The sequence below is a fragment of the Chitinophaga sp. CF418 genome (assembly GCF_900142925.1).
In the GTDB taxonomy this organism is placed as follows: domain Bacteria; phylum Bacteroidota; class Bacteroidia; order Chitinophagales; family Chitinophagaceae; genus Chitinophaga.
Window position 1 is genome coordinate 271451 of sequence record NZ_FRCN01000003.1, and the last position, 15980, is coordinate 287430.

At 47.5% G+C, this 15980-nt stretch carries 10 protein-coding genes; 4 read left to right on the top strand and 6 right to left on the bottom strand.

Going from position 1 to position 15980, the window contains the following annotated elements:
* The first annotated feature begins 232 nt into the window (after positions 1-232).
* Positions 233-1240 (top strand): hypothetical protein, encoded by a 1008-nt coding sequence (locus tag F3I09_RS08790; protein ID WP_188133738.1) that lies wholly within the window; start codon positions 233-235, stop codon positions 1238-1240.
* A gap of 194 nt (positions 1241-1434) precedes the next feature.
* Positions 1435-2877, top strand: a complete 1443-nt coding sequence (locus F3I09_RS08795) for a hypothetical protein (RefSeq protein WP_149694664.1) — start codon at positions 1435-1437, stop codon at positions 2875-2877.
* A gap of 173 nt (positions 2878-3050) precedes the next feature.
* Here the strand turns inward: F3I09_RS08795 and F3I09_RS08800 are convergent, their stop codons facing one another.
* From F3I09_RS08800 to F3I09_RS08820, 6 genes are all read right to left on the bottom strand, one after another.
* On the bottom strand, positions 3051-4283 hold the full coding sequence (locus tag F3I09_RS08800; protein ID WP_149694665.1) for a TCR/Tet family MFS transporter: 1233 nt from the start codon (positions 4281-4283) through the stop codon (positions 3051-3053).
* 113 nt (positions 4284-4396) lie between these two features.
* Positions 4397-5716, bottom strand: coding sequence for a lysine N(6)-hydroxylase/L-ornithine N(5)-oxygenase family protein (locus F3I09_RS08805; protein ID WP_149694666.1), 1320 nt, complete (start codon positions 5714-5716; stop codon positions 4397-4399).
* A gap of 1 nt (position 5717) precedes the next feature.
* Positions 5718-7223 (bottom strand): aspartate aminotransferase family protein, encoded by a 1506-nt coding sequence (locus tag F3I09_RS08810; protein ID WP_149694667.1) that lies wholly within the window; start codon positions 7221-7223, stop codon positions 5718-5720.
* Positions 7224-7225: 2 nt separating this feature from the next.
* Positions 7226-9055: an IucA/IucC family siderophore biosynthesis protein gene (locus F3I09_RS08815; protein ID WP_223233181.1), complete on the bottom strand. Its 1830-nt coding sequence runs from the start codon at positions 9053-9055 to the stop codon at positions 7226-7228.
* A 33-nt stretch (positions 9056-9088) separates the two neighbouring features.
* Positions 9089-9736 carry a GNAT family N-acetyltransferase gene (locus F3I09_RS34380; RefSeq protein ID WP_223233182.1) on the bottom strand — a complete coding sequence of 216 codons (648 nt, stop codon included), beginning with the start codon at positions 9734-9736 and terminating at the stop codon, positions 9089-9091.
* Between the two features lie 279 nt (positions 9737-10015).
* Positions 10016-13231: an AsmA-like C-terminal region-containing protein gene (locus F3I09_RS08820; RefSeq protein ID WP_223233183.1), complete on the bottom strand. Its 3216-nt coding sequence runs from the start codon at positions 13229-13231 to the stop codon at positions 10016-10018.
* Between the two features lie 200 nt (positions 13232-13431).
* On the opposite strand from F3I09_RS08820, the gene F3I09_RS08825 reads away from it, so the two are divergent.
* Together F3I09_RS08825 and F3I09_RS08830 are read left to right on the top strand one after the other, a co-directional pair.
* On the top strand, positions 13432-13848 hold the full coding sequence (locus F3I09_RS08825; RefSeq protein ID WP_149694669.1) for a DUF983 domain-containing protein: 417 nt from the start codon (positions 13432-13434) through the stop codon (positions 13846-13848).
* Between the two features lie 387 nt (positions 13849-14235).
* The gene (locus F3I09_RS08830) at positions 14236-15942 is read left to right on the top strand and encodes an RICIN domain-containing protein (RefSeq protein WP_149694670.1); all 1707 of its coding nucleotides are present in this window, start codon (positions 14236-14238) and stop codon (positions 15940-15942) included.
* Positions 15943-15980: the final 38 nt, after the last annotated feature.

The following is a 15980-nucleotide window of genomic DNA, read 5'->3' on the forward strand; positions in this document are numbered from 1 at the left end:
CTGTGTTAGCAGTGGTTGTCAGATATATCCAATTGATTTATAATCAATAAAATCAACATAGAAACAAAGCTCAATTTATTATTTTTCCGGCCCGCCCGTCCCCTTGGTTAAACCATGCTCATTTCGGGCAGTCTACCTATGTATACTCATAGAAGTTACAGCAAAGATAACCGGGACCTATATTCCCCGCATTATCAGGTGAAACCCTGGAGTATCCCAAAAAACCTTAGTAATGAATATCCGAAATTATTTTGCCGCATTTATCGTATGCCTGGGCATGACCCTGACGGCATCTGCCCAGGAACAGGCCGAACAGGATTCTACCGGCCTGCCGGGCGACAATTTCAGCCTCCAGGGGGCACTGGACCTGTTTAAACAATCAGCATCCCCCGAGGAATTCGAAAAGCTCCTGAACTCTTCCAACAGCAAAGTTAACAACCTGGACCTCAACGAAGACGGCAACACCGACTATGTCCGCGTCATCAACAAAAAGGATAACGACGTACAGGTTTTTATCCTGCAGGCATTGGTTTCCTCTACAGAAAGCCAGGATATAGCTGTTATCGAACTGCAAAAGACAGGCGATAACGACGCCCTTGTCCAGATTGTGGGCGATGCTGACATATATGGCGAATCCGTCATTGCGGAGCCGGCAGAAGAAGAGGGTAACACGTTTAACTATACTCCCACCACCCATGGTCCGGCAGCCACCTCTCCGGAAGGCGTCGTAGTAAACGTATGGTTATGGCCCTGCGTACGCTTCGTATATGCTCCGGCATATACGGTATGGGTATCCCCCTGGACCTGGGTTAGCCGCCCCGTATGGTACCATCCATGGCATCCCGTGCCCTGGTATGCATACCGGCCGGTTCGTTACAATTATGCACGCAGGTATGTCGTAGTGCCTGTACGCAGGATACCTCCCGCCAGGGTCATTTACCGTCCCGTAAGGACCACTTCCGTGACCGTTATTAACCGTAACCGGGTGGTAGTGAACAACTACCGTACTACCAGAAGAGTAGAAAGGTATACGCCTAACAGGACCAACAGTGGCGGCAGACAGTACCAATCATCCACTCCCGAAAGAGCTGACAGAGGTGGTAATGCGGACAGGGGCGCAAGAGCCGATAGAGGCGCCACAAGAGTGGACAGAGGCGCCAGGACCAATAATAACCGCTCCGGCGAAAGAACCGGGAACAGAACAGGCGGTAAACGCAAAAGGGCAGAGAGAGGAAATTAACCGCCAACGCCAACAGAAGAAACTACTCATCATAGTAAGGGCCTTTATAATATATTGTATTACAACAATATGTTATAAAGGCCCTCACCTTTTTTAAACCCGCGCCCCTTCTAAATTACGGCACACATATTGCATTATTAAACTATTCGTACATTCAACTTCGTTTATTTAGTTATATACTAAACATTTTTGTCATGAAGATCAGCCAATCCCTACCTGTACTGTTCATATCCCTGTTACCGGTATTACATGCCAACGCCCAGGATTACTATCCGCGGCAACAATTACAGGAACAATCCGACGAATGGGATAATGCCAGCTGGTCTCCTCCCGATCAGGATTCCACTGGGCTGCCCGGCGATAACTTCAGCCTGCAGGGCGCACTTACCCTCTTTAAACAGGCCAATACCCCGGAAGAATTTGAAAGGCTGCTGAATACCGAAAACAATCGGGTCAACAATCTCGACCTGAACGGGGATGGCAATATCGATTATCTGCGGGTGATCAATAAAAAGCAAAACCAGGTACAACTCTTTATCATACAGGCGCTGGTATCCAACCAGGAAAGCCAGGATGTGGCCGTTATCGAACTGGAAAAGACGGGCGAAAATACCGCCGTCATCCAGATAGCGGGCGACGAAGATCTCTATGGCGAAACGACCCTGGCCGAGCCGGTAGAAATATCCGACAGCCTTTATTCCGCTGAGGATAACTCCTTCGACTATAACACTTCCTCCCGCGTACATGGCCCTGCTGCAGATGCAGGCATCCCCCGGATGGCACCTGCCGGCGTGATCGTGAATGTGTGGTTCTGGCCCTGCGTACGCCGGGTATATGCTCCCGCTTATGTAGTATGGACCTCTCCCTGGTCATGGATCAATCCACCTGTATGGTGGAGACCATGGCGCCCGATGCCGGTATACTCCTATCGCCCTGTATGCCATCACTACAGGTATGGATACGCATATGCTCCCATCGGAAGGATCGCTCCTGCCCGCGGCATGTATTATCCCATCAGGACCTATTCCGGCTTCGTTTACAACCGTAATCGCGTGATAGTGACAAACTACCGTTCGGCTAGAGCCGACCGGGGGCGCTTCCCTGGCAGATACAATGGCGGCAGGTACAATGGGTATTACGGGAACGGCTATAATGGCGGCAGGAATTATTATAACGGCTACCGGGACAATCGCTCCGGCAGGGACAACTATGGCTGGAACAACGGCAACCCAGGTGGACGTCAGGGATATTACAACGACAACAGGGCCCCTGGCAGGATTGATGGCAGCATCAGGGGCGGACGCACTCAGGGTGGTGGCAGATCAGGAAATTATCAGGGTGGTACCTGGGGCGGTAACTCACAAAATGGCGGAAGAAATGAAGGAGGCTCCCGTGGCGGCAACTGGGGTGGTAACTCTCAAAACGGCGGAAGAAATGAAGGAGGTTCCCGTGGCGGTAACTGGGGCGGCAACTCACAAAGTGGTGGAAGAAATGAGGGCGGTTCCCGTGGCGGTAACTCACAAAGTGGAGGGAGAACTGAAGGAAGTTATCGCGGTGACTCCCGGAACAATAATTCTGCCGGAGGCAGAACCAACAGCAGTTCCAGCGGAAGAGCCGGCCGCACCAGAGGAAATTAATTCACCTAAGATGCTTAACAATAGCATCTTTTCCCGTTCCTTCCATATCGCTTCATCATCATTTCCATATCACTTCACCGTCATTTCTATATCGAATCGATATAGAAATGACGGTGAAGTGATATCCAGACGACGGTTAAGCGATATGGAAATATAGAAAACAAATCCAATTCTCAGCTACCAGTAGGTTTTCCCATGCTTTTGATGGCCAGGAAAATGCTCACCAGCACCAGCATCCCGCTAACAAAGAAGGGAGCACCCGGGAAAAGGAAAGGCGCGCTACTACCTGTAAACCAAGCAAATAGACTTCCCATTAAGGGTGGTGCTACAATCGTGGTAACACTCATCAGGCTGGTCAGTCCCCCCTGCAATGCCCCTTGTTCCGAAGAAGAGATCTGCCCTGTGATGATACTTTGAAGCGCCGGACTGGCAATGTTCCCCAGAGAATAAGGCATCAGTATCACGAACATCATCCATCCACTGGTGGCAAAGGCAAATAGCAACAATCCCAGACTGTAGAATGCCAGCCCTATATACAGGCTCTTTTTAGTCCCGATACGGGGAATGATCAACCTGATCAACCCCAGTTGTACTACAGCTACCAGCAAGCCGCTAAAACCGAGAGAATAACCTACCCAGGCCTCATCCCAGCCAAATTTCTGCATACCGTAGAATGCCCAGGTAGTCTGGACCCCATTGTTGGCGATATAGATCAGCACCAGGGTGGCAATCAGCCCGTATACAGCCGGATATTGCTTCATCTGTACCAGAGAGCCTACCGGATTGGCACGTTTCCATGCAAAGGCCCGCCTGTTCGCTGCCGCTAATGACTCCGGCAGCACCAGGTAGCCATATGCAACATTCAACAGGCTTAAGATACCTGCCGCCACAAAAGGCGCCCTCGGACCAAACTGCCCTAAAACACCTCCCATCAGTGGACCGAGTATAAAACCCAATCCGAAGGCAGCGCCGATAATTCCGAAGTTCTGGGTCCGTTTCTCCGGTGTACTGACATCTGCTATATAGGCCGCCGCCGTCGTAAAACTGGCGCCCATCACACCAGATATGATACGGCCAGCAAATAGCCAAACGATCGTGGGGGCAAATGCCATAAAGAAGTAATCCAGTCCAAAGCCAAGCAGCGACAACAACAATACAGGGCGTCTGCCATAACGGTCGCTCAGGTTGCCCAGTACCGGCGCACAGATAAACTGCACAAGGGCATAGGCAAACGTCAGCCACCCGCCAATAGCTGCTGCTTCTCCCATATTGCCATGGATCAGCTGTTCTATCAGTTTTGGTAACACAGGAATAATGATCCCGAGTCCTGTTACGTCAATCAGCAGTGTGATAAAGATGAAAATGAGCGCCGAACGCGTTTGCCCCGGTGAAACTATTTTTCGCATGTCAGATGCAGTATCGTTTGTATAAAAATGCTGTTATGAATGGGGGCAGGAAGCACGGCGCCAACAGACGCCATGCCTCCTGCATTTCATTGAACAATGTCCCGTATGGTTATTTATATAGCCGTAAGCGTTGGTATGGATGATTCTACCCCGAATTGCTGGAAAGCAATGCGTTTCTCTACATGGTATATTTCCTCTCCTGCTACTGCGTTGATGATACACGAATTGCGGTAAGCGCCCATCCCCAGGTCGGGCGTCACAAAACCATGTGTGTGCAATTCTGCATTCTGCACGAAGATCTCATCACCATGCAGGTCTATGGCATAGTTGCGTTGTACGTCAAACAACTGATCTTCCCTTCTCATGATACGCTCGCTGATACCCTCCAGGAAAGCCGGCTCGCGGTATTTGTAACCAGTGGCAAGGATCACAAAATCCGTTTCCTGGGTAAATGACCGTTGCTGCTGTACCTGTGTCAGATCAAGTGTATAACTATTGTTACCGCTGGCGCTGATGTCATTGAGCTGTACGTTGGGACGTAACTGTATATGTGAAATATCCCGGTCAACACTCATCCCGTACAACGTATCAAAGATCTGGTTGATGAGATCATAGTTAATACCCTTGAAAAGAGGATTCTGTTTGGATAATAATTCCTGTCTGCTTTCTGGAGGCATGCTGTAGAAGTAATCTACGTACTCAGGTGATGTCAGCTCCAGTGTTAGCTTGGAATACTCCATAGGAAAGAACCTGTCAGGACGGGTGAACCAGTTTAGCTGCATGCCTTCTTCCGCCAGTGGCAGCAAGTCTGCAAACACTTCCGCTGCACTCTGTCCCGAGCCTATTACGGTTACGGAACGCTTTCCTCCTATCCTATCTTTATAGTTGAGGTACTCCGATGTATGGATCACATCCGGCAATATTCCCTTCTTTGCAAATGCAGGCAGGTAAGGTTGTGTACCGGTACCTAATACCAGTTTGCGGGTATAGTGCAACGCTGTTTTTCCTGTAACAGTATGTACTGTACTCACTGCATACAATTGCCTATCCTCTTCATAATGCACTTCAGTAACCTTGTGGGAGAAACGGCATGCGGACAGTTTCTCCGCAGCCCATTTGCAATAGGCGTTGTATTCCTTTCTCAGGATAAAAAAGTCCTCCCTGATATAGAACTTATATAAACGTCCTGACTGTTTCAGATAATTCAGGAAACTGTATTCACTGGTAGGATCGGCCATAGTCACCAGATCGGCCATGAATGGCACCTGTAAGGTGGCATTGCTTAACATCAATCCGGGATGCCAGTCAAAGCCCGGCGCCTGGTCAAAAAATATGGCATTGATCCTGCTGACAGGCTGTAATAAGGCTGCCAGGCTAAGATTGAATGGTCCTATGCCGATGCCAATTATGTCATATGTATGTGGAGTGTTCATATTATGCTATTTCTCTTGTATCATAAAGTGTTTCCCTGTGCCGCCTCATGTAAGTGGCACCGTGAGATTTAATGATGGATAACAATTTTGCTACATCATCTGTAGTGGTAAGTGGGTTCAGTAAAGTGAACTTGAGATAAAAAGCACCGTTGATACGCGTACCTGCCAGCAATGCTGCACCATCTTTTAGCATTTCTTTTTTGATATGCAGATTCACTTCTGTAACATCTGCCTCATCAAGACTCGCGGGAAAATAACGGAATACCAGCGCGCTGATATCAGAATAACTTACCAGCTCCAGCTCAGCATCCTGGCTGATCATATCCGCGACTTTAGCAGTAGTGTCAATGATCGTTTCCATATAACTGCCCAGTTTCTGCTTACCCATCAGGCGCAACGTGAACCAAAGTTTCAATGCATCAAAACGCCGGGTGGTCTGGATTGATTTATTTACCTGGTTAGGCAATCCGTCTTCATCATGTTCTTTCGGATTGAGATAGTCTGCATGATGTGTCAACAGGTCGAGTGAGCGTTTGTTCCTTACCAGAAAGGCACTACTGCTAACCGGCTGGAAGAATGACTTATGATAGTCAGCCGTTACAGAGTTGGCCAGCTCTATGCCTTTCAGCAGATGACGATATTTGGAAGTGAGCAGCAATCCGCAGCCATAGGCGGCATCGACATGAAACCATAATTTATACCGGGCGGCCAGCTGTCCTATTTCTTCCAGTGGGTCCACGTTGCCAAAATCAGTGGTGCCCGCAGTACCCACTACGGCAATGGGAATGTTGCCTTCTTCCAGCTCCTGTTGAATAGCTTCTTCCAGTAATGCTACATTCATGCGGTAACCCTCCACCGGTATACTGACTACTGATTGTTCACCCAGGCCCAGTAAAGCAGCATTTTTCTGAATGCTGAAATGTCCCGTGGCTGCTACGAATATCCTGAAGCGGGAAGATTCAGCAGGCAATCCTTTCTGTTTGATATTATAACGCAGCCGTTCCTTTGCATAATGATCCCTGGCCAGTAATAGCCCCATCAGGTTACTTTGCGTACCGCCACTGGTGAACACACCATCACTATTGCTATCGAAACCGATCTCATTGCATGTCCATTCTATCAGGCGTTGTTCTATCAGCGTACCACCCGCGCTCTGATCCCAGGTATCGAGAGAAGAGTTGATAGCAGAGATCAGCACTTCTGCTGCAATAGCAGGTATCACCACCGGGCAGTTCAGGTGAGCAATATATTGTGGCAGATGGAATGTGATGGCATGATCGGAATAGAGTCGTTCTACTTCAGAAAGCAGGCTTTCATAGTCAGGTAAGGGTGCATTCAGATCTACCTGTTCGAATGCCGTTTTCAGCTGTGCAGGTGTAATACCGCTGAATGGTTTCCTGTTCTTCTCAAGGAACCTTACCACTGAGCCGCTGGCCAGTTGTATGGCTTTGCTATATTCATCGGCAGTGCCTTCATAAAAGAGGTCACTGTATGGATTCTTGATCATCGTTAATAAATTGGAAATTTTGAATTTTTCGCAAATACAGCTACCGGATTTTTCAGTGTTCCTACAAACTGGAGACTGCCTACCGGATCAGCCAGATCTACCATGCGTTCATTGTTACAGATCTGCAAACGGTTCAGGCAGGAGCGGATAAACTCAGGCGCAAAAAGATCATGTTGTCTGAACTTGTCTTTTAATTCAGGGAAGGACGCCTGATAAGCCAGTATACAATCTGCCACCAGCTCCCAGAACTGCTCTTCAGGATACCCGTTGTGTTCAACCAGTATATGCGCGATGTAACGGAATATATAATCAAATACATCTGTGAAAATGGAAAGGATCTTCACTTCTTCCGGCATATCTACAGCTAAGCGTTTTACTTCATCGGGCAATACCTTGTCCTTGTTAATAACACATACTTCTTCTGTGATGTCTTTCATGATCGCTCTCACCGGTACATTATTTTCTATAATGAGGATCAGGTTCTCGCCATGTGGCATGAATACCATATCATGATAGTAGAAACAGTGAAGGATAGGGCTCAGATAAGCATCCAGGTAACGTTGCAGCCAGGAAGCTGTATCCAGTCCTGAGGTACGGATCAGCTCCGGTAACAGGGCCTTGCCTTCACGATCGATGTGCAGGAGCGCTGCCATGGTCATCAGGCGCTGCCCTTTTTTCAACATCGGAATGGGGCTTTCCCTCCAGAGGGCAGCGAGCATCTTCTTATATGGGCTATCGTTCTTTTCTGCTTTTTCGTATAACAGATTGCGATAACCGACTGTAGCCACCTCTCCCAGCAGGATGAACCCTTTCTCCTGCAGGTATTTATCATCTCCCAGCTCATCTCTTACCCACTGGGTAATACCAGGAGTCGTACGCATGTAGTAAGGAGATAGTCCGCGCATGAATCCCATATTAAGGATAGACAACGCCACCTTCACATAAAAACGTTCCGGCTTGCTAATGTTGAAGAAGGTACGGATAGATTGCTGCGCCAGGTAAGTATCGTCGCTGATACCGAGGAAGACCATATTACACGTGGCAATATCCGCAGCGAAGATGTGATTCATTTTGTTGTACCATTGCCAGGGATGTACAGGGAAATACACGTAGTCAGCCGGCTGCAATCCCTGTTCAAGCAATACCTTATTAAATCTCCCGAGTGTGGCGGCGTCTAGTTCCTGTGCCAGCAGTGTCTCATAAGGCAATTCGGCTGTGGCTGTATAAGTAGCCCTGCTACGATGGCCAGCAATCCACAGCAGAGAAACCGGCGCAGCTGCTTCCGGTGCATATGCCCTGTAGTCTGCCGCATCAAAACCGATACGTCCGTTGTTGGCCACAAAAGATGGATGCCCTTCCATCATGGCATGCTCTATTTCCTGGTAGTCTGCATGCGCCAGTGCTTCTGAGCCAGGGCCTTCCTGCGCACGCATATAAGCGCTGCCATATAAGGTACTGCAGATCTCTTCCAGGTACTTGGGAAGGATGTCAGGACGGATGCCAATAGTTTCACTGAATTCTGCAATGAAGCTGGCTGAGTCGAGCGGTACCTTTTTACCATCCTCCAGTTTTTCTATTGCCCCGTTCTCTATATACCAGTGGTCAAGGCTCAGGATCTTTGCACGGAAGCGGTATTCGATACCTGGCGTGTCTGCCGTGAGCACATAATGCCCCCAGCCGTCTTTTAAAAACAGCTCCTTAGGCTGTATTAAAAGTTCATGGGCAAATTCGCTGATGATCTTACGTAAATGCAAAGCATTTGCTTTGCTCCAGACTTCAGGGCGCAAGTGTGCGATTGCGCTCCCGGGAGACAGTGCTAGTGAGGGATGCATTATAAAGTTTTTATTAAATCCTTAAAACTGTGGTTAAATGGTACCGGCGGATTGTAACTGCCGTTCTCTTTTCAATGCAGTCGCGTATTGCTCTCTGGTGCAAAAGGCCAGATGGGCGGTTTTCTCAGGAAGATTAATAAGGTGATGATATTTGAAGCCTGCGCGTTTATTAAGCAGATGAATCTTTTCGTTTCTGGCATCAGGTTCCACGATCAGCCGCTCTACCTTTTCTTCACTGAACATGAAATCCATCAATACCGTAAAGACATTCCAGGTAAAATTCCTGACCGGCGTATCTGCAGGCGCCATAAGGATATGAAAGCCATAATCGCCTGTCTGCACGTCATAATATTCGCCTATCCTGTCCCTGAACGCCCAGTAAAATTCTACAAGGAAGGCTGGCTTGTCATTATAAAATCCCATGAATGGCTGTATATGTTCTGTGCTGATAAGATCACTGTACATATTCCTTACTTTCTCTACTGTGCTGTTCTGCAACTGCCAGTAAACTGCATAAGGTTTATTTACCCATTCATGTATAAACGGGACATCTATATCCAGCTGTAATGGCCGGAGATAAAAATGACCGCAGGAGGGAATCAATCTGTCAAAACAGGTGCCGCTTTCCGGGCATAGAAAGGCCGGTATGTGGTCACCACATTTGTTACGCTTCTGTTGCATAAATCAAAATAGTATCAATCGGTTTTTCCGCTATAGACGGCTGCAGGAACTGACGAACTGCGGCCTGCTAAAATGGTTTTAAAATGGGTTAAATAGGTGTCTTTTATTTCATTAGATTGAAGCAAAGCTATTTCAAAAAGCTAAGGGGAATTGATCAAAGTGGGAATTTCTTTTACGCAAACGGGAATAACAAATGCGTGACTGAGTTTAGTTTTATGTCCACGCAACAAAAAAGCCGCCCCTTTTACAGAGCGGCTCTCTTCTTCAGCTTATGTTGCTTTATGCCTTTTTAGCTTTTCCTAATCCGACTTTAAAATTATCCGGTGTACCCGTTACCTTGATATTCATAAAACGGATCTTTTTATCCTTATCGCGGTATTCAATGGCGTCCACCTGGTCAGGATCCACCTCTTCCCTTTTACGTCCAAAAAGGGACTGAAAACCTACCTGTGTCACCATCTTCATTGGTATACGCATGTAGTACTCCATCTTCATATCCAGCGACTGTTTACCTGAGATCTCCATGAAACCCAGGGAAGAGTTGATATTCATCTTCGGTATTTCCAGCACGCCATTCTTCAGCGTCAGTTTATTCCGCAATGTATCAAAGCGGATCATGTTCAGGTTTTTGTCTTTGAAATAACCCGCCATCGCCTGCATGGGTGCAAAGTTCACCAGGCTGCCATTGTGGATATCGAGATCCAGCTGCGCCTCACAGTTATCGATGATAGGCGTAAAGTCAGGATGCATCTGTATACGGCTCCTGATCTGTCCGTTGAGACGGCCTTTCACATTCTTGTTGATCACATAGTCCTGTCCGAAGTGATCGAGCTTCAGCATCAGTTTTTCGATATTGACGTCAAATGCCCTTATCCTGCTCCGGAAGTATATCTTTTTCGGATCAGTACCATTGAAATGACCTCTCATTCCTATCTGGCCTTCTGCTATGCCCATGCCCAGCGTATCCAGGTACAGGTGCTGGTTAGCCTGCATGCGGATGTTGCTGGTAACGTTCTTCAGCCACAGGCGGTGGTATTTTACCCTGCCGATATTGACTGTAGCGCGGAAGTCAATGAATGGTATTTTGAAGATATTAAAGCCGCTGGAATGAGTAGTGTCTTTGATCACGGTACGGCCTGCTGCCGGTGCTGCGACAACGGTTTCATCATCTTCATTTGCTGTTAATTTGTAGTTGGTCAGCTGGTCAAGGTCAAGATTCCGGGAAGTGAATTGCAGGAAGTTTTCCTTCTTACGTCTCACCGTATCTTTTCCCATATACAGGCGCATGCTGATATCAAAATCCGTTTTACCGATACGGCCTGTGAGCGTATCGAGTTTCAGGAAACTATCAGATCCTACCTTTACTGTCCCCCTGATACTATCCACCTTGATCTTATGTTCCTGCAGCTCTCCCGATACATTCGCCAGTTTTACCTTGGCGAATTTGAATATGGAGTCGTAGCGCAGATCAGCCTTCGCACGCAGCCATATACCGGAAGCCACTTCCTGCTGGTAGTCTTTCGGAACAAAGGTGCGGCTGATGGGTCCCAGTACATCTTTCATGGCCAGGTGCTGCGATTTCAGATCAAAGGCTACCTGTGTCTTTCCGCGCATTACTTTATCAAACCAAAGCTGGTAGTTGATCACACGGCCGCTGAAACGTATGTCGCTACTGTCTATCATACCTCCGAAATTCCGCAGTAATAAGGCTGTATCATTGATGGTGAGCTCAGCTCCGAAATCATGGAAGGCGTGCGGATATTCTTTGAAACTGGCGTACAGTTTCTCCATTTTAAATTTGCCCTTGGGCAAGGGAGCAGGGTGCTGCAGTTCTTTTACAGATGTTTCCAGCGACAGTCCTATATTAAAACCATAGATCTCTTCCTTTGCTTTCTTTGCCACTGTTGAATCGTATGACAACAGCTCCTTCATGATCATCTTCTTACTACGTGCATTGAATTTTAACAGCACCGGCTTTTCCTGCTGGTGGAACAGCGCCGGCAGATCGCTCAGGGAGCCATTCATGGCAAAGTCGGAGTTGCCGAAGTAGAAGGACAGCGTATCCAGTTTTACGAAACCGCCCTTCATGTCAGCATGCAGGTTCAGGTTATGGATGATATGCGGGTAATTGGGAATACGGAAAGTCAGGTTACTCACGTTCAGTTCACTCTGGATACCTTGTTTCAGCTTACCCATAGAGATTTCCGGTACGGTCATGTCAACCAGCTCATTAAAATCCATCTTCAGGTTGATATGCCCTGTTAGACGCTGCAGATCGGCGATGCCGAGAAATGCGCCTATAAACTCCAGTTCCAGATCCGAATTGATCTGCATGATCATCTTCGGATCAGTAAAGTCTTTCATCACAAAATTGGCCTTGAAGATACCTTTCTCGGGACGGGCGCTCACACTGAGCAGGTGCAGTTCTGATGTTTTCAGGGAATGTTCCGCACCGTTGGTATAAAAACCTTTGAAACCCAGGGAGTCGATCTTTTTATTGGCAGTGGCATTCAGTAACCAGCCATTCTCACATCCGAAGTTGATCTTTATCAGTGGCAGCTGATCACCAGAGAGTTTTCCTTTGATGATCCCATCAAAATAAAGGCGGCCATCATAACGGAACTGCTTAAGTTGCTCTGCGACCGATGCCGGTGCAAAGGACAATAACTGGCCGATATCAGGTTTATCCCCCTTCACTTTGAAGTTGACATTATTACCATGTTTCAGGTCTGCTGTTCCGGTTACGCTAAAGCTGGCATCTTCCAGTTTCAGGCCACCTTCCGACAGGCTGACAAACTCATGGCGCTGGTCATATGTAAGCTTCAGGTCCAGTTCTACCTTTTTATGCCGGAACAGGGAAGTATCTACCGGGGTGGTATAATCGGCTATCATACCTCCTTCCAGATGGGCAAAGATGTTCGCGCTGTCCAGGCGGAATGCGGTTTTTACTTTCCCTATATGTGCATTGACATGCTGACCGCTTTGTTTATCGGAAAAATCGATATCCAGATCTTTCAGTACTATCTTTTTGATATCCAGGTCCAGGGCTGCGGATCCGGCTTCCGCAGTCGCGACAGTATCCTGTTGTATCCTGTTGGCTTCAACGATGTTCAGGTTACCATTCACGTCCCTTACCAGGTCGAGGTGCCCCTTTTTGAGTAAAATTACTTTGGCGTTGTATTTCTGCCTGAGTATATCTGGCAGGCTGAATCCCACATACAGCTTTTCAAGCTGGTACATAGGTCTGCCGGTCTTTTGTTTTGTGGCGAAAAACCGGACGTTTGTTAGTCCTATGGAGATGTAAGGGAAATTCTGAAATGGGGAGATAGTACTACCTTCTATGACCAGCTCGCCGGGCAGTTGTTTATTTAACTCTTTGATCGCCAGGTTAATGAGGCGTTGCTGTTGGGAATATAGTACGCCTATTGCGATACCGGCCAGTATTATCAGGATAGCAATAGGTATTAAAACGATCCGGAGAATCCTCTTTCGCATCTTGCCCGTCATGGTGTTGAGACTTGTCTTAAGATAATAATAACGACAAAAATAGAAAGCACCCCTATAAAATAAAAATATTTTATATGTACTCCCTTTTTCCTGCGACGAATCAGTAAAAAATACCATAATTAAGCGGAATACCACCATAATGGCGGGGAGGGCCTGAAGTACCTTTGATGTAGTTAAACAACTATTATATGTGTGCAGCGAAACTTGACAAAAAGCCTAACTTGCCGGGCAGCATACTACAGAACAGGTGTCCTGCCTGTCGCAAGGGAAAAATATTTACATCAGATAATGCTTATAACCTGAAGCACTTTACCGAGATGAATGATCACTGTCCGGTGTGTGGGGAGGATTTTGAAAGAGAGATAGGATTTTACTACGGGACAGGATATGTCAGCTATGCATTGACAGTGGCGTTTAGTGTGGCGACATTTGTTGCCTGGTGGGTGATTATCGGGTTTTCTTTGTACGATAACCGGATGTTCTGGTGGCTGGGGATTAATGCGGTATTGCTGGTGCTATTGCAACCACCAATTATGCGGGTATCGAGGACGATATGGCTGGCGTTTTTTGTGAGGTATAAGCCGGAGACGCGTACATTGGCATAAGAGTCGTGCTGGCAGGTTCCAGGGATGGCTGGCGGGCCATCCTTAAACCTGCCGCCTACTTATAGGGCCCTGCGAACTATAATTCCCCCATTCTCTACTATTCTATATTAATATCCATTTGTTATTTCCACTTCCTGTTTCTATTTTTTTCTATTTCATTCCCTGGTTTCTGGTTTGTCCCTTCTTTGCAGACACTTGATTCCTGTTTTATTTCACTTCATAATTATCTTTCGCAATTTTACGATATACCGTAAAATAAATTCTTCATTCCGGCAGCAAATGTTCTCATAGATAAGTCATTAGTGATATGGCCCCTGCTTTGCGATATACGGGGCGAAAACCCGGAATACCGGAAACCAATAACCATTTCAAGTAACCAGTTATCTTATGAAGAAAACCTGTCTTGCCTTAGGCTTGTTGATAGCTATGCTATCTGCCTGTACCAAAAAAGAAACTAATACGGAAACTATGCCACCTGCAGCATTGACCGCTGATGCTGCTTTAAAAGGTTCTCCCGTCGGTGATGTGGTGGGAAAAGTAACCGTTGGTTATCAGGGATGGTTCACCGCTCCTGGCGATGGATCAGCTGTGGACCGGTGGACACACCAGAACCTGGAAATGTGGCCCGATACCAGGGAGTATTCGGTGACTTATCAAACCCCATTCCCTGCTCTCGGAAACGGGCAACCGGCGAAGATGTTCTCCTCCTACGACCAGTCGACCGTCGATGTTCATTTCAGATGGATGCAGGAAAACGGTATTGACTGTGCGGCACTGCAACGGTTCACCGGGGAATTGTCTGATCCGCCCTTTAAGTCGCAAAGGGATGGTATGGCCCGGAAAGTAAGGGCTGCCGCAGAAGCTACCGGGAGAAAGTTTTATATCATGTACGATATCTCAGGAGATGCTGAGATGCAGAGCCGCCTGAAAACGGATTGGGTCAATACCATTACCGGCAGCCTGGACCTGCTGTCTTCGCCTGCTTATGCAAGACAGAACGGGAAACCTGTGGTTTGTATATTCGGGATGGGTTATAAGGGCGCAAAAGAACCGGGGGGTGGCGACTCTGCTGCCTGTATCGATGTTGTCAACTGGTTTAAGAGCCAGGGATGTTATGTCATTGGTAGTGTGCCCATGGACTGGCGTACACCTGATGTATTTTCCCGGACCAACTTCACGAAGGTTTATGAATCCTTCAATATGCTGGCCCCATGGGCAGTGGCGGCGCAGGTGGTAGCGTCCTATCAGCCATGGATACAGGGCGATTATGATTATTGTGAATCTCATGGTATAGACTACCAGCCGATTGCCTATCCAGGCTTCTCCTTCCATAACACTAACGCCGGCAGTCCTCTTAATGAAATACCAAGAAGCCATGGAGATTTTATGTGGGCCCAGGTAGCAGTGATGAAAAAAGTAGGTGTGAAAAGTCTTTATATCGCCATGTTCGACGAGGTGAATGAGGGCACCGCTATTTTCAAAGTGGCAGAAAATGCATCACAGAGTCCCGCAGGCACTACGTTTGTCAATCTTGACCAGGATGGTGTGGCCGTGTCATCAGATTTCTACCTGCGCCTCGTACATGATGCAGGGAGAATGATCAAGGGAGAGATCCCTTACCAGGCTACACATCCCACACAACATATCATAGGTGGAAAAGGTCCGCTGGCCGACGGCACCTACAGGATCATTAACCGCAACAGCAACCTGGCACTGGATGCAAAGGGACAGGGTACGGTAAATCAGACGCCTGTACAACAATGGTCATACAGCGGCGGTGCCAATCAGCAATGGGTCATCACCAGTCTTGGCGGCGATCATTATAAGATCATTGGGGTGCAGAGCGGGAAATCTCTTGATATTGCCGGGCAGAGCCTCGATGATGGCGCTAAACTGCAGCTCTATGATTATAACAATGGCGCCAACCAGCAATGGGTCATCACGCCAACTGCAGGAGGCTATTACACGATACAGGGTGTGCAAAGCGGGAAAGTTATAGAAGTACCGGCATTATCCACAGTAGCAGGAACGCTTATTGAACAATATTCTCTGAACAATGGCGCCAATCAGCAATGGATCATCAGTGCTCCATGAGATGATAGTTTGTGAAGATTGTAATTATAAAACAGGAA

Excerpts from the sequence above, each read along its gene's own strand:
- F3I09_RS08790 (WP_188133738.1), top strand. The coding sequence starts at position 233 with ATGAATATCCGAAATTATTTTGCCGCATTTATCGTATGCCTGGGCATG.
- F3I09_RS08795 (WP_149694664.1), top strand. The coding sequence starts at position 1,435 with ATGAAGATCAGCCAATCCCTACCTGTACTGTTCATATCCCTGTTACCG.
- F3I09_RS08800 (WP_149694665.1), bottom strand. The coding sequence starts at position 4,283 with ATGCGAAAAATAGTTTCACCGGGGCAAACGCGTTCGGCGCTCATTTTC.
- F3I09_RS08805 (WP_149694666.1), bottom strand. The coding sequence starts at position 5,716 with ATGAACACTCCACATACATATGACATAATTGGCATCGGCATAGGACCA.
- F3I09_RS08810 (WP_149694667.1), bottom strand. The coding sequence starts at position 7,223 with ATGATCAAGAATCCATACAGTGACCTCTTTTATGAAGGCACTGCCGAT.
- F3I09_RS08815 (WP_223233181.1), bottom strand. The coding sequence starts at position 9,055 with ATGCATCCCTCACTAGCACTGTCTCCCGGGAGCGCAATCGCACACTTG.
- F3I09_RS34380 (WP_223233182.1), bottom strand. The coding sequence starts at position 9,736 with ATGCAACAGAAGCGTAACAAATGTGGTGACCACATACCGGCCTTTCTA.
- F3I09_RS08820 (WP_223233183.1), bottom strand. The coding sequence starts at position 13,231 with ATGCGAAAGAGGATTCTCCGGATCGTTTTAATACCTATTGCTATCCTG.
- F3I09_RS08825 (WP_149694669.1), top strand. The coding sequence starts at position 13,432 with ATGTGTGCAGCGAAACTTGACAAAAAGCCTAACTTGCCGGGCAGCATA.
- F3I09_RS08830 (WP_149694670.1), top strand. The coding sequence starts at position 14,236 with ATGAAGAAAACCTGTCTTGCCTTAGGCTTGTTGATAGCTATGCTATCT.